17 protein-coding genes are annotated in these 14,054 nt (G+C 59.4%); 11 read left to right on the forward strand and 6 right to left on the reverse strand.

All coding sequences use genetic code 11. The features are described from left to right. Positions 1-69 precede the first annotated feature (69 nt). Positions 70-972, forward strand: coding sequence for a TIGR01777 family oxidoreductase (locus QRN48_RS03900; RefSeq protein WP_285349009.1), 903 nt, complete (start codon positions 70-72; stop codon positions 970-972). Positions 973-986: 14 nt separating this feature from the next. Next, entirely contained in the window at positions 987-2,015 is a 1,029-nt protein-coding gene (gene hemH, locus QRN48_RS03905; protein WP_191945860.1) for a ferrochelatase, read from the forward strand. Positions 2,016-2,712: 697 nt separating this feature from the next. Here hemH and QRN48_RS03910 read toward each other — a convergent pair. Together QRN48_RS03910 and upp are read right to left on the reverse strand one after the other, a co-directional pair. Beyond that, positions 2,713-3,993 carry a uracil-xanthine permease family protein gene (locus QRN48_RS03910; RefSeq protein ID WP_037018282.1) on the reverse strand — a complete coding sequence of 427 codons (1,281 nt, stop codon included), beginning with the start codon at positions 3,991-3,993 and terminating at the stop codon, positions 2,713-2,715. Beyond that, positions 3,993-4,631 (reverse strand): uracil phosphoribosyltransferase, encoded by a 639-nt coding sequence (gene upp / locus QRN48_RS03915; protein WP_037018285.1) that lies wholly within the window; start codon positions 4,629-4,631, stop codon positions 3,993-3,995. The genes QRN48_RS03910 and upp overlap by 1 nt, the downstream gene beginning before the upstream one ends. 198 nt (positions 4,632-4,829) lie before the next feature. Here upp and QRN48_RS03920 point away from each other — a divergent pair, with 198 nt between their 5' ends. From QRN48_RS03920 to QRN48_RS03935, 4 genes are all read left to right on the forward strand, one after another. Beyond that, positions 4,830-5,387, forward strand: a complete 558-nt coding sequence (locus QRN48_RS03920; protein ID WP_037018287.1) for a hypoxanthine-guanine phosphoribosyltransferase — start codon at positions 4,830-4,832, stop codon at positions 5,385-5,387. Between the two features lie 267 nt (positions 5,388-5,654). After that, a complete protein-coding gene (locus QRN48_RS03925) occupies positions 5,655-6,140 on the forward strand; it encodes a hypothetical protein (protein ID WP_191945859.1) in 486 nt (161 codons plus the stop codon). A gap of 66 nt (positions 6,141-6,206) precedes the next feature. Continuing rightward, complete coding sequence (locus QRN48_RS03930) at positions 6,207-6,494, forward strand: PA4642 family protein (RefSeq protein WP_285349015.1); 288 nt, start codon at positions 6,207-6,209, stop codon at positions 6,492-6,494. Positions 6,495-6,718: 224 nt separating this feature from the next. Then, a complete protein-coding gene (locus QRN48_RS03935) occupies positions 6,719-7,180 on the forward strand; it encodes a hypothetical protein (RefSeq protein ID WP_285349017.1) in 462 nt (153 codons plus the stop codon). A gap of 83 nt (positions 7,181-7,263) precedes the next feature. Here the strand turns inward: QRN48_RS03935 and mqo are convergent, their stop codons facing one another. Together mqo and QRN48_RS03945 are read right to left on the reverse strand one after the other, a co-directional pair. Beyond that, entirely contained in the window at positions 7,264-8,769 is a 1,506-nt protein-coding gene (gene mqo, locus QRN48_RS03940; RefSeq protein ID WP_191945857.1) for a malate dehydrogenase (quinone), read from the reverse strand. Positions 8,770-9,498: 729 nt separating this feature from the next. Continuing rightward, positions 9,499-9,732 (reverse strand): hypothetical protein, encoded by a 234-nt coding sequence (locus tag QRN48_RS03945; protein ID WP_037018298.1) that lies wholly within the window; start codon positions 9,730-9,732, stop codon positions 9,499-9,501. Between the two features lie 213 nt (positions 9,733-9,945). On the opposite strand from QRN48_RS03945, the gene QRN48_RS03950 reads away from it, so the two are divergent. Further along, positions 9,946-10,527: a YajG family lipoprotein gene (locus QRN48_RS03950; RefSeq protein ID WP_037018301.1), complete on the forward strand. Its 582-nt coding sequence runs from the start codon at positions 9,946-9,948 to the stop codon at positions 10,525-10,527. A 102-nt stretch (positions 10,528-10,629) separates the two neighbouring features. Here the strand turns inward: QRN48_RS03950 and QRN48_RS03955 are convergent, their stop codons facing one another. After that, on the reverse strand, positions 10,630-10,833 hold the full coding sequence (locus QRN48_RS03955) for a hypothetical protein (RefSeq protein ID WP_037018303.1): 204 nt from the start codon (positions 10,831-10,833) through the stop codon (positions 10,630-10,632). A gap of 140 nt (positions 10,834-10,973) precedes the next feature. Here QRN48_RS03955 and QRN48_RS03960 point away from each other — a divergent pair, with 140 nt between their 5' ends. Continuing rightward, on the forward strand, positions 10,974-11,243 hold the full coding sequence (locus QRN48_RS03960) for a hypothetical protein (protein WP_037018305.1): 270 nt from the start codon (positions 10,974-10,976) through the stop codon (positions 11,241-11,243). Positions 11,244-11,346: 103 nt separating this feature from the next. Here QRN48_RS03960 and QRN48_RS03965 read toward each other — a convergent pair whose 3' ends face one another. Further along, on the reverse strand, positions 11,347-12,510 hold the full coding sequence (locus tag QRN48_RS03965; RefSeq protein WP_191945856.1) for a 1-acyl-sn-glycerol-3-phosphate acyltransferase: 1,164 nt from the start codon (positions 12,508-12,510) through the stop codon (positions 11,347-11,349). Positions 12,511-12,725: 215 nt separating this feature from the next. Here QRN48_RS03965 and QRN48_RS03970 point away from each other — a divergent pair, with 215 nt between their 5' ends. From QRN48_RS03970 to QRN48_RS03980, 3 genes are read left to right on the forward strand one after another with little or no spacing between them, the layout of a single operon-like run. Then, positions 12,726-12,908 (forward strand): CPXCG motif-containing cysteine-rich protein, encoded by a 183-nt coding sequence (locus QRN48_RS03970; protein ID WP_191945855.1) that lies wholly within the window; start codon positions 12,726-12,728, stop codon positions 12,906-12,908. Further along, positions 12,908-13,168 (forward strand): putative signal transducing protein, encoded by a 261-nt coding sequence (locus tag QRN48_RS03975; RefSeq protein WP_037018311.1) that lies wholly within the window; start codon positions 12,908-12,910, stop codon positions 13,166-13,168. Before QRN48_RS03970 ends, QRN48_RS03975 begins: the two co-directional genes overlap by 1 nt. A gap of 51 nt (positions 13,169-13,219) precedes the next feature. Then, positions 13,220-13,879 carry an SOS response-associated peptidase gene (locus QRN48_RS03980; protein ID WP_037018314.1) on the forward strand — a complete coding sequence of 220 codons (660 nt, stop codon included), beginning with the start codon at positions 13,220-13,222 and terminating at the stop codon, positions 13,877-13,879. Positions 13,880-14,054 lie beyond the last annotated feature (175 nt).

Genomic DNA, 14,054 nt, shown 5'->3' on the forward strand with positions numbered 1-14,054 from the left:
CCACGAGCTCATGGCTTGTGAAGAAATAGACTCCGCAATTGCGATGAACGCCACGTAAGGAACTCAGTCATGCACATCTTGCTGACCGGCGGTACAGGCTTGATAGGACGTCGTTTGTGTAAGCACTGGCTCGCTCAAGGCCATCAGCTGACGGTCCTCAGTCGCACGCCCGGCGACGTGCCGCGTTTGTGTGGCACCGAGGTTCGTGGCATCGCCCACCCGGACGACGTCGGCAGCCAGCACGTCGATGCCGTGATAAACCTGGCCGGCGCGCCGATTGCCGACCGCCCGTGGACGCGCAAGCGCAAAGTATTGCTGTGGGACAGCCGCATAACGCTGACCGAGCAACTGGTGACGTGGCTTGAGCGTCGCGAACAGAAGCCCGACGTCTTCATCTCCGGGTCAGCAGTGGGCTGGTACGGCGACGGCGGTGAGCGGGAGCTCGACGAAAGCTCTCCACCGGTCAGCGAAGATTTCGCCAGCCGGCTGTGCATTGCCTGGGAAGAAACCGCTCAACGGGCCGAAGCGTTGGGCGTCCGCGTGGTGCTTGTGCGCACCGGGCTGGTGCTGGCCAACGAAGGCGGGATGCTGCAACGTCTGTTACCGCCATTCAAGCTGGGCATGGGCGGACCGATTGGAAACGGACGTCAATGGATGCCCTGGATTCATATTGAAGATCAAATCGCCCTGATTGATTTTCTGATGAAACGGGATGACGCCAGAGGTCCCTATAATGCTTGCGCGCCAGCACCGGCCCGGAATCGCGATCTCGCCAAAACCCTCGCGTCAGTGCTGCACCGCCCGGCGTTCATGCCGATGCCGGCCGTGGCGCTCCGCTTGTTGCTTGGCGAGTTATCGATCCTGCTGCTGGGTGGTCAGCGCGCCCGGCCAGACCGCTTGCAGGAAGCGGGTTTCACTTTCCGATTCACTGATCTGCGCGCGGCACTGGAAAACCTTCTGGGCCGCCACTGACATCAAGGTGTTGCATGACCGATCACGCATTACTGCTGGTTAACCTGGGTTCACCGGCATCTACATCGGTGGCCGACGTACGCCGTTACCTCAATCAGTTTCTGATGGATCCTTATGTTATTGACGTGCCGTGGCCAGTGCGTCGCCTGATCGTCTCGCTGATTCTAATCAAGCGCCCGGAGCAGTCGGCACATGCCTATGCATCGATCTGGTGGGACGAGGGTTCGCCGCTGGTGGTGCTGAGCAAGCGGCTTCAGCAGGCGATGGTCAAGGAGTGGAAACATGGCCCGGTCGAACTGGCGATGCGCTACGGCCAGCCTTCAATTGAAACGGTGCTTACCCGTCTGGCCGCTCAAGGCATCAAGAAGGTGACGTTGGCACCGCTTTATCCGCAGTTCGCTGACAGCACGGTGACCACTGTTATCGAGGAAGCCAAACGCGTAGTCCGTGAGAAGAAGCTGAGTTTCGACTTCTCGCTGCTGAAGCCGTTTTTCAATCAGCAGGAATACCTGGACGCCCTTGTGGAGAGCGTGCGTCCTCATTTGCAGCAGGATTACGACCACTTGCTGTTGAGCTTTCACGGCCTCCCCGAGCGTCATATCACCAAGCTCGATCCCACTGGCAACCACTGCTTTAAAAGCGGCAACTGCTGCCAGACTGCGTCGCCCGAAGTCTTGGCCGTCTGCTACCGTGCGCAGTGCATGCGCTCATCCGCTGAGTTCGCCAAGCTGATGGGGATTCCCGATGGCAAGTGGTCGGTGTCGTTTCAGTCGCGTCTTGGACGGGCCAAGTGGATCGAACCCTACACCGAGCCGCACCTGGCCGAGTTAGCCGCGCAAGGCGTGAAGAAGCTGCTGGTCATGTGCCCTGCCTTTGTCGCGGACTGCATCGAGACGCTTGAGGAAATTGGCGATCGCGGCGCAGAGCAGTTCAAGGAAGCAGGGGGCGAGGAACTCGTATTGATCCCGTGCCTGAACGATGACCCGAACTGGGCCAGGGCGCTCAATACCTTGTGCGAAAAGGCACCGGCGGTGGTGCTTTAGTCACACCGAGCAAGAGCGCGGTGAGCGTTGCTCAGCCGCCAGGAGCGAAACTGATCCGGCGCATTCGTGAGCAAGCTCACTCCCACAGGTGGCTGTGTACGCTGAAGAATCATGGGTGCAGTACCGGAATACTGTGGGAGTGAGCTCACTCCAGCGGTAGCGCGCTCTAAAGGAACATGGGTGATGTTCTGGAGGGCTGTGGGAGTGAGCTTGCTCGCGAAGGGGTTCGTCCAGTCTTCATCAATGTGAAGTCAAGACAGCATTCGCCAGCAAGCCGGCTCCTACGGATTTGGCAGCGGGGGCAAATCAAGGTGTTGCCCAAGCCCGGTGGACGATCCGTGGTATGAACCAGGCGTGATGGACGCCCCGTGGCGTCTTCCGGACGTGTCGAAAGACCCATGGCATTTCCCGGACGTGTTGGACACCCCGTAGCGTTTTCGCAGGTGTCGGCATACCCGTGGCGTTTCCCGGATTTTTTGGAAGATTCGTGACATTTCCCGGAGTTGTTGGACGACCCGTGTCGTTTCCCCGATCTGTAGGAGCCGGCTTGCTGGCGAACCGCGCTGAGCATTCGCCGTAGGTCCACGCGGAATACACGTCGCTCGCAACAGTGTTCATAATGCTCAGCCGCTAAACGACTAGGCGAAAAAAAGGGGCGTCACGTGAGTGAAGCCCCTTTTTTTATAACGCTATGACGCTAAGGCAACTGGTCATCCAGGTGCTTGTTCTTCCATGCATCGTTACCCGGCAGGATGAGATTCAGCACGATGGCGGTCACGGCGCACAGCGCAATGCCCTTCATGCCGAAATCATCAGGGCCGTTGCCGGTGCCGATGAGTACACCACCAATACCAAATACCAGCGTAACCGACACGATCACCAGGTTGCGCGCCTCTGCCAGATCAACCTTGTGGCGAATCAGCGTGTTCATGCCTACCGCCGCGATCGAACCGAACAACAGGCACAGAATCCCGCCCATGACCGGCACCGGAATGCTCTGCAGCAATGCCCCGAACTTGCCGATGAACGCCAGGGTAATGGCAAAAATCGCAGCCCAGGTCATGATTTTCGGGTTGTAGTTTTTGGTCAGCATGACCGCGCCAGTGACCTCGGCATAGGTCGTGTTGGGCGGGCCCCCAAAAGCGCCGGCCACGGTTGTCGCGATGCCGTCGCCCAGCAGCGTGCGATGCAGGCCGGGTTTCTTCAGATAATCACGGCCTGTCACGCTGCCCACCGCAATCACGCCTCCGATGTGTTCAATGGCCGGCGCCAGCGCCACTGGCACGATGAACAGGATGGCCTGCCAGTTGAACTCCGGTGCCGTGAAGTGCGGCAAGGCCAGCCACGGCGCCGCAGCAATCTTCGCCACGTCGACCACGCCGAAGTAGAAAGACAGCGCGAAACCCACCAGCACGCCCGAGATAATAGGCACCAGACGGAAGATGCCTTTGCCGAACACCGCAACGATCAACGTGGTCAGCAGCGCGGCCATGGAAATGATGATGGCGGTGTTGTACGGAATCAGCTCGGCGGCGCCATCGCCGGTGCGACCCATGGCCATGTTTGCAGCAATGGGAGCCATCGCCAAACCGATGGAAATGATCACCGGGCCGATCACCACGGGCGGCAGCAGGCGGTCGATGAAACCGGTGCCTTTGATCTTCACTGCCAGGCCGAGGAAGGTGTAGACGAACCCGGCTGCCATCACACCACCCATGGTCGCAGCCAGGCCAAACTGCCCTTTGGCGAGGATGATCGGGGTAATGAAGGCAAAGCTGGAGGCGAGGAATACCGGCACCTGACGCCCCGTCACCACCTGGAAGCACAGTGTGCCGAGCCCTGCGGTGAACAGCGCAACGTTGGGGTCAAGGCCGGTAATCAGCGGCATCAGTACCAGCGCGCCAAATGCCACGAAGAGCATCTGCGCCCCCGACAATATGGTCCGCCAGAGTGGATCGTTGAACTCATCCGGCTTCATCAGGCGTCCTTCTGCTTGGTGCCGAAGATCTTGTCACCGGCATCGCCCAGGCCCGGAATGATGTAGCCGTGTTCGTTCAGGCACTGGTCGATGGACGCCGTGTAGATGTTGACGTCGGGATGAGCCTTTTCAACCGCAGCGATGCCTTCCGGTGCGGCCACCAGGACCATGGCGCGGATGTCGCGGCAGCCTGCCTTTTTCAACAGGTCAATGGTCGCGACCATGGACGAGCCTGTGGCAAGCATCGGGTCGATGATCAGCGCCAGACGCTGGTCGATCTCAAGGGCAAGTTTTTCCAGGTAGGTATGCGCTTCGAGGGTCTCTTCGTTGCGCGCAACGCCCACGGCGCTGACCTTGGCGCCCGGGATCAGGCTGAGCACACCTTCGAGCATGCCGATGCCCGCGCGCAGGATTGGCACCACGGTGATTTTCTTGCCGGCGATCTTCTCGACCTGAACCGTACCGGCCCACCCTTCGATGTTGTAGGTTTCCAGCGGCAGGTCTTTGGTCGCTTCGTAAGTCAGTAGCGCGCCGACTTCCTGGGCCAGTTCACGAAAATTCTTGGTGCTGATGTCGGCACGGCGCATCAGGCCGAGCTTGTGGCGGATCAGCGGATGGCGGATCTCACGAATGGGCATAGGGGAAAGGCTCCAGCGGGCGGGCAAAAAAAACGGCTTAGATTAATCTATTCAGCTGTAACTTGTCCTGAAGGTTGGCGGCGGGCTTCCACATTTGTGGTACGGCAGTGCAACGTTAGTCCAGAAACACTTGCCCTGATGTCGGCGGATGCGTACCTTTGCCCGCTTTTCCTCAAACAGCACCCCCTGGAGAGCGTCATGTCCGCTGATCTCGAGCATATCCGTCAAGTCATGCGCGAGGCCGACTGCCTTTACAACGAGGCCGAAGTCGAGGCCTCCATCGCCCGCGTTGGCGAGCAAATCAATGGCGTGCTGGCCGACCGTAACCCGGTGGTATTTTGCGTAATGAATGGCGGGCTGATCTTCGCCGGCAAACTGCTCACCCATCTGAATTTTCCGCTGGAAGCGTCCTACCTGCACGCTACCCGCTATCGCAATGAAACCAGCGGCGGCGACCTGTTCTGGAAAGCCAAACCTGAAGTGTCTTTCATCGACCGTGATGTGCTGATCATTGACGACATCCTTGATGAGGGTCATACCCTCGGCGCGATCATCGACTTCTGCAAACACGCGGGTGCTCGCGCAGTCCACACTGCCGTACTGATCGACAAGGATCACGACCGCAAAGCGCGGCCGGACCTGAAGGCCGATTTCGTCGGCCTTCCTTGCATCGATCGCTACATCTTCGGTTATGGCATGGATTACAAAGGCTACTGGCGCAACGCCGCCGGCATTTATGCCGTGAAAGGCATGTAAAGAAATTCCAGGCTGTCTCATGTCGTGAGGTCACCTGAAATCTTGGGTACTTACCGGGATTGACTGTGGGATCGCGCTTGCCCGCTAAAGCATTCGTCCGGTTATCGTCGATGCTGCCTGACCCACCGCCTTCGCGGGCACGCGCGCTCCTACAGAATGGGGCGTCCATTCGAGTTTCAGAGGTTGCCGATATCGCTCGGCACAACCTGCAGATGAGCGGCGTACGGCACATGCTAGAGTGCCTCCCACTTTTTTCGGGAGGCGCCCATGCCCTTATCGTTTCGAAGCACCGCTGCGTTGATATTGCTGATGACGTTGCCACTTCCCGCGCTTGCCGAACCCATGCACGCGCAATACCTCCCGCCGGATGAGCTGTCGGTGCGCGAAGGCGAGCCAGAGCAGCAGCAATTGCTGCAGATCATCGAGTATTCGGTGGTAGTGGGCAGCCAGCGACAGTCGAACCAGCAACCCATTCCCGTCACTTCTCCGCTGGTCGTGCGCCTGAAAGGCAAGCCCATGAACAAGGGAGCGACCATTGCCGAGGTGTTGATCCATTTCGACGGTGAAAGCAAAAGCCTGAAGAAACCCACCTACGACGAGCCTTCTCGCACGCTGACGTTGTACTACCCCGCAACTCAGTACCGTGCGGTCATGGATTTGCTGCGCAACGAGAAGGTTTACTGCCAGTTTCTCAGCTACGCCAACGGCCATGTCTGGGCCGACCTGCACACCGGTAGCGTACGCGCGCGTTGAGCCCGCGCACGAGCGGGGGGTAAACTGCCCGCCACGAAATGTCCCGCAAGTCAGTTGGAGTCAGCAATGCGTAAAGATAAGAAGCAGGTGATTGGCGATGAAATCGGCGACGCCCAGATCAAGCAGTTTCTGGACTTCGAGCCGGTCGACGCTACCTCTCCATCGCTGCACAAGCTGATCAAAGCCTATCGCGGCCTGCGCGTTGACGACTTCGCCCGATTCCTTACGTTCTTCAAGGAAGCCGGCTACGACCTCGACGGCAAGGACGAACACGGCAATGACTTCCTGACCCTGATCAAGGATCAGCGTAACGCCGAGGATTACATCGAGCTGATCCAGAAGGCAAAAGGCTGAACATGTGATTGCCGGGCGCTGCTCTTCAGCGCCCGATGTGCCTTTTCAATCGGTGACCATTTTTCGGTTCTGCTCTGCCCCACGCAAATCAAAGACAATTCCCACCGCACGTCTCGGTCTTCACAACATCTGAACGCCGCGCGCTGAACCATAATCATCCCGTGGCAACGTTCACAGGGATACGAGCAGGACGCTCGTTTTTACACAGAGAGGGAATTCATCAAATGAAAAACACACTGCCCCAAGTCATGTCCGGCATCGTGGCGATCTTCATGACTGCTGTAGCCGCTTCTGCACAAGCGGCTTACCCCAAGAGCATTCAGCTCAACATCCAAATGTGGAACCAGACAGGCATGGACCTTGCGCTGAGTGCCGCTAGCTGGGCTCCGACCGATACCGATTACTCCGCCTATGGCTTTTCGGCTAAAGAACCCACTGCGTCGGTGTCGATTACGCTGAAGAAGCCGCGTAACGATTCTGCGAGTTTCCGGGTAAGCGGTGAGGGCAAGATCTGCGAGTTCAGGGCCGGCCACGAAACCACGTTCGACTGGTTCTCCCTCAATCCGGCGCCGCAGAAGTCTGCAACGGGCAAATCGGTTGGGACAGTACCGGCAGAGTGCACTGCGACAGTTATCAAAGGGACGAACGCAATAAAGGCCTATAGCGTCAGGTTCGTGATGAAATAGCAGGGAGCTGATCCCCAAGAAATAAAAACCCCACCTTTTCAGGTGGGGTTTTTTGTTGCGCGGGGCCTAAAGGCGGTGAGGTATCAAGCGAAACTTGGTGTTTCGCTGTTCTGTACCAGGTCAAGGCTTTGGTCGCTCTGGGCACTGACACGCTGGTAAAGCTGCGCGTCGGTTTCCAGCGCTTTTTCGCGGGCCGGGAAGATCTCGTTCAGCTTGGCGGCCCACTCGGTACGCGCTTTATCGGGGAAGCAGCGTTCAAGCAGATCCAGCATGATCGAAACCGTCACCGAAGCGCCTGGCGAGGCGCCGAGCAGCGCCGCGAGCGAGCCGTCTTTGGCCGACACCAGTTCGGTACCGAATTGCAGGACGCCACCTTTTTTAGGGTCCTTCTTGATGATCTGCACCCGTTGCCCTGCGATTTCCAGCCGCCAGTCTTCAGCTTTGGCCTCTGGGTAAAAACGCCGCAGTGCATCCAGTCGCTGCTCCATGGACTGCCGCACTTCGCTGATCAGGTATTTGGTCAGGTCCATGTTGTCACGGGCTACTGCGAGCATCGGAGCGATATTCGCCGCGCGGATCGACAGCGGCAAGTCCATGAGCGAGCCGTGCTTGAGGAACTTGGTCGTGAACCCGGCATAGGGCCCGAACAGCAGGGATGTCTTGCCGTCGACAACTCGGGTGTCCAGGTGCGGTACTGACATGGGCGGGGAACCCACGGCGGCCTGGCTGTAAACCTTGGCCTGGTGATGCTTGACCACTTCAGGGTTGTCGCAACGCAGCCACTGGCCGCTCACCGGGAAGCCGCCGAAACCCTTGCCTTCTTCGATGCCGGACATCTGCAGCAATGGCAGCGCTGCGCCTCCGGCGCCGAGGAACACGAATTTGGCGTCGATATCGCGGGTGCTACCGCTGTTCACGTCTTTGATGGTGACGGTCCAGCCATCGCCCTTGCGAGTGAGGTCAGTGACGCGTTTGCAGTATTTGACCTGTGCATCAGGCGCGCTGGCCAGGTGCTTGAGCAGCAGGTTGGTCAGATTGCCGAAGTTGACGTCCGTGCCATGCATGACCCGGGTCGCCGCGATGGGCTCGTCGGCCGGACGGCCGGGCATCATCAGCGGCATCCATTCGGCCAGCCTGGCTTTGTCTTCGGTGTACTCCATGGAGGAGAAGGCGTGATGGGTACGCAGCGCTTCGTAACGCTTTTTCAGATACGCCATGCCTTTTTCACCCTGAACGAAGCTCAGGTGCGGAACCGGGGTGATGAAGGAGCGCGAAGAACCGAACGTGCCTTTACGAGCGAGGTAGGCCCAGAACTGTTTGGACACCTCGAACTGGGTGTTGATGTGAATCGCTTTTTTGGTGTCGATCGAGCCATCGGCCGTTTCCGGCGTGTAGTTCAGCTCGCACAGCCCGGCGTGGCCGGTGCCTGCGTTGTTCCAGGGGTTGGAGCTTTCTGCAGCACCGGAATCCATGAGCTCCACCACCTCAAGCTTGAGGCTGGGGTCGAGCTCTTTGAGCAGTACGGCGAGGGTGGCACTCATGATGCCTGCCCCGACCAACACTACGTCGACTGCTTCGTTATGCGCCATTAACGCGTCTCCAAAATCTGCAGCACCAAATTGACGGCATGCATTCCCGTGGTCAGTCGCCAGTTGCGGGCGGCGCGGCTTGGCGCGGTGCCTCGTACAACCTGGCCGGGATCGCCATGTCCGATTCTTCGCAATTTTGCATCTTCAGCGGACGCCACCGAACGAGCCTGGTTGATGCTTCTACACGATCAGCATGAACGCATTTTTCGGCCCGAACAGCCATTCGACTATCGTCAAGGCATCCGGTTGTGCAACCCGTCCGGCTGGACAGGCTTCAGGCTCCTGTGACGGAGACTGCGTTGCGGTCGGTCCTTTGCAAGGGGGCTGGGTCAGACGCTAACGGTGCATTTACAAACGCGTAACTATTCATTTGCTTGCCACACTCTTGTGAAGTTGTGAAAACCCGTTTTTTTCACGCTCTTTTGGAGACGCGAACCTCAAAAAGGGCTGCGCGGTGGCAGCTCTGGCAGATCAGGTTCATACGCGATGTGAGGCAAGGACTGGCGCGGGACGTTCAAACCGATTGACTGTCCGGCATCAGTGCTGCGCCCGCATCGGGCTGCACATGTCTGTGTGGAAGGCTCTCTGTGGGCAATGCGGAGGAGTCGACAGGTGCTGTCAACGATGCTGCGAGGCCCGATCAGGAGACGTCCTTATAATCGGGGGAAGATTATAGCGATGAAACGGGCAGAAATGATCCAGCAAAAATGACTTTTATTTGCCTTCCGGTCAGATACTGAGCAATTGCCGGGCGGTAATCGCACGTGACCGGGAAGTCACTCGGGCGCTGGAGGGAAGGGGGCGGTTCAGCCAGCACAAGTTGGCATCGTGGACCTCGACCCAACCCTGGCCGCAGGGCTGCTGAGCGCAGTGCTTGAACGACACGCAAATTCCATGCTGGTCCACGAGGGCATAGTGACGATAGCGGCGGCGCACTGAAAACAACGACCAAAGAAAGTCCATGGCAGGACTCCTTGCTGGAGAGTTGAAAAAAGTATCGCGCGTGGGCATGACATCGCTGTGACGTTGCGATTGCGCAATTGTGTTGATTGCCGCTGCGGGGTCGTACCGGAACCGTTGCGATGGCACTTTGTCGTATCTTTACCCTAGTGAGCGGCCTCGGGAGGTCGCTATACTGCGGCACATTTTTGTGCCTTGGCCCATGGAGAAATGAGCATGTTGCGTCGCGTTCTGTTCGGTTTGCTTGCCGCTGGCAGTCTGACCCTGGCGGGCTGTGCCCACAGCCCGCAATCCCTCACGCCGGAGCCCAAGCTGAACGCTCAACTGGCGCCGGTCGGTCACGGTCAGCAAGTGGTGGTGCGGGTGGTTGACGGCCGTCAGTCGCAGACGCTCGGCACGCGCGGCGGCCTGTACCCGGAAACCAGTTCGATCACGGTGAACGGCCAGCAGTTACTGCCACAGTTGCAGGCCCAGGCTGAAGCGGGCGTGCGGTTGCTGGGGTTCACGCCGGTGCAGAACGGCAGCGGTCCGCAATTGACCGTCACGTTGGCAGACCTGAAGTACCAATCGCCCAAGGAAGGCCTGTACGTCACCGAGGCCAACATCAGCTCGACGTTCCGCGCTGATGTCCAGAACGCCGGGCGTAACTACAGCGGCCGCTACGCAGCCTCGCTGGATCAGCGCTTCGGCATGGCGCCGAACGAAGAGACCAACACCAAGCTGATCAGCGATGTGCTGAGCGACGCACTGACTCGCCTGTTCCAGGATCAGACGATCGGCCGTACCCTCGGCCAATAAGCGCTACGCCCAAGGTGATAAAAAGCCCCGGCTTCGTGAGAAGTCGGGGCTTTTTTTTTGCAAGCAGTTTGCAGGATCAGGCGGAGCCGTTGCTCGACGCTTTCAGGCAGCCTGGTAAAAATCCAGGAAACTGTACCCGGTCTGAAGGTCCACATCCGGCAAATCATTGTGCGCATGGCCGCCAAGGGCGCAGTACACCAGCCAGTGCCTGTCCTGGACGTTGAAGGCGAGCGCGTCGATCAATGCTTCCTGTTCGTCACTGGGGGCAATGAGGTAAAGGCGGTCCTGGTTGTGGGCGTGAAGCATGACGCTCTCCGTGGCAGTGGGTCGGTTTGAGGTCCCGTACAGTGCCCGGTTCAGGTGACGTTAAGGTGACAGCGCTTAGTGTGATCGGCAGATCCACACAGAGTCTGCGGCGCGCATTGAGCCGGCGCCATCGAGGCATCATGTCGCTCATCCATCACTCCCCCGGCATCGCCATCAACCTCTGCGCCTTGCTCGCGGCAGGCCCCGGCATCTGGCTATTGCACACCACCCGCTCGCGCGAGCAGCGGGAGTTGGCTCATCTGCACCACCTCACCGAGCAGGCCCCCATCGATGAGCCCATGCACCTGATGGACGTGCCGACGCTGCGCATGATCCGCATGAGTTACCGGTTCGGGACGGCATGCCTGGCCTTCGCGCTGCTGTTGTCGTGGATGAGCACAAAGCTGTAAGTGCCGGATGAACGCAGACGTGCCCATTCGCGCTCACCCGATTCACCGCGGCATGCAACGAAAAACGGCGCCCTTCGAGCGCCGTTGATGCTTGAGCCGATGCCTAAAGTGGCACCCCGGCCTTGACCCGATACTGATTGCGCACCGGCATCGCGTACTGCTGAATCAGAAACGGGCGATGCTCGGCAGGGCAGCCATTGAGGCGGCGCTGCCATTCATCTTCCGCACGCTCCAGCTCATCGGCCGGGAATACGTCGGCAGCCTTCGGCACCTTTAGTGCCGGTTCGGCATCGGCCCACTGCGCGTAGGCCAGGTAATGCACCGGGAACAACCGATAACCGCCCAGAATCTGCCGATCCATCTCAATCGCCAGCTGCTTGGTGTCTTCGAACAGCTCGGTGATCGGTGGCGCGAAGTTGACGTGCACGCGGCCCTTGTAACCGGTGATGCCCAGGGCAATGCTGACATCGTCCTCGCCGGGCACCTTGGTGTAGCCGCCCGTCGTCGCGCGGATGTACAGCTCCCGGGCCTTGGCGTGATCGCAAGGGTCGTATTCGTAGCTGATCGAAACAGGCGTCAGGTTCAGGGAGCGGATGACTTCGCCGAACGGCTCGTCTTTACGGCTCATGTGAAACATCTTGAGGATGGCCGATTCGGTGCGGTCGTCGCCGTCTTTGGCGCGGCCTTCAGCCTGGGCGATCCAGATCGACTGACAGTCTGTACGGATCGAGTGGTTGATGTAGGCCGACAGCAGTTGATACGCCGCCATCTTCTCGCGGCGCCCGGTAATGGAGCGATGCACGATGAAGCTTTTGTTCAGGCGCATCAGGTCGCTGACGAAGGGCTTTTGCAAAAGGTTGTCGCCAATGGCGATGCGCGGCGTCGGCAAGCCCGCGTGGTAGACCGCATAGTTGACGAAAGCCGGGTCCATCACGATGTCGCGGTGGTTGGCCAGGAACAGGTAGGCCACCCCGGACTTGAACTGCTCGACGCCGGTGTAGGTCACACCGTCAGTGGCGCGTTCAATGGTGTGATCGACGTAATGCTCAACCTTGTCCTGCAAGGCGGCGACGGTATCGATACCCGCGAACTGGCGGCGCAGCTTGCGCGCGATGGCGGGTTGCAGGATCCAGCCGAGGGTGCCGGCCAGTCGCGGAAATCGGAAATGCGTGAGGATCGCAAGGAACGCCTTGTCACCCAGCAGCCGGTCAAGCACGGCTTTTACTTCGGTGTCGTCGTACGGTCGGATGGCATCGAATTCGCCCATCATGCTCTCTTGTCGGAAACAGCTAAGGTAAAGGAGGGTCGAGTCCGCTCGCATTGGCCTGGACGAAGGCCCAGAGGCCTGATCCCTGGAAGGCGGCCGCGCAGCAAGACGGCTTCGCTCAAGGTGCAGACAATGCCGATGCCCGGATGTCAGGGATAAAGCTCGACCCGCAAACAAGTCGGCGATTATACGCAAAACTGGGCCCGGAGACTGTGATGCAGGAAATACAGGATTACGAATGCCCTTATTGCGGCGAACCGGTGGAAGCCGTGCTGGACCTGTCTGGTGGCGATCAGGCCTACATCGAAGATTGTCCTGTCTGTTGCAGGCCGATCAATTTTAGCCTGCATACCGATGGGGAAGACTGGACGCTCGACGTGCGCAGCGAGAACGAGTGATGCGAAAGGTTTATGAGCCCGAGCACCTGATGGAGGGCGAGCTGCTGCAGGCAATGCTTGCCAGCGAAGGTATCGAATCTCACATCACCGGGCGCCATTTGCTCGGCGCCGTCGGGGATCTGCCTGCGTTCGGTTTGCTGGGCCTTACGGTCGACGACGACCGAGCCGAGCAGGCGCGCCAGTTGATCACCGAGTACAATGCCGCTTTTCCGCTGCCCGGCGACGAGCCTGACAGTTACCCCGATGTACTGCTGTGCTGAATCTCGTTTGGTGGCGCTGCATCCGTTTTGATCAAGAGTTGTGCTGAACCCATGTGTGGACGCTATGCCCTGTTTCGTTGGTCACCTGCCTTTGCCGCTTTGCCCGGATTCCCGAGTGACCAGCATGCGCAGTGGAATATTTCTCCAGCCGCTTCGGTCTTGATGGTCAGGGCGGCGGCGGGTCAGAGCGAGGAGGGCGGATCAGGCGTTGGTGAGGAGCCCGGTCGTGAGGTGGCGCGAGCACGCTGGGGGCTGACGCCGCCATGGTTGACCGACATGTCCCGCACACCGGCCCACGCGCGGGCCGAAACCGTGGCCGAACAACCGATGTTCCGCCAGGCTTTTCGTGAACGACGCTGCCTGCTTCCGGCCAACGGCTTTTATGAGTGGCGCGGGACCGTGCGTAAACGACCGTTCTGGTTGACGCCAGCCGAGGGGTCCACCCTGTATTTCGCCGCGATCTGGGAAGCGTACCCCGTCGAGGGCCACACGTACTTGAGCACTGCTGTGATCACCCAGTCGGCCATGAGCCAGCGCCGCCCGCTCATCCTCGATGAAGAAGGGCAACGCGCCTGGCTCGACCCGGACTGCCCGTTAATCACGTTGCAGGCAATGCTCGCCGCGCCGCAGCTTCAACTGCGCGAACGACCGCTGGCCAATCTGGTAAACGATCCCAAGCTCAATGCGCCGGAATGCCTGACGCCTTTGTAGCTCTGTTTTTCTCGCGTTCACCCCGATATTCGCCGCAGGAAATCCCGGATGTTCAGGTGGGGGATTTCTTCGCGAGCAAGGTGGAGCGCTACCCCGGTCACTCCCACAGTGGCATGTTCGCTGCGCGAAAGGCGGCGTCTGGACGACGAGGGGCTCCTACCGTGATCTGCCAGCG

Origin of the sequence: Pseudomonas sp. ME-P-057 (assembly GCF_030208975.1) — a bacterium.
In the GTDB taxonomy this organism is placed as follows: domain Bacteria; phylum Pseudomonadota; class Gammaproteobacteria; order Pseudomonadales; family Pseudomonadaceae; genus Aquipseudomonas; species Aquipseudomonas lutea.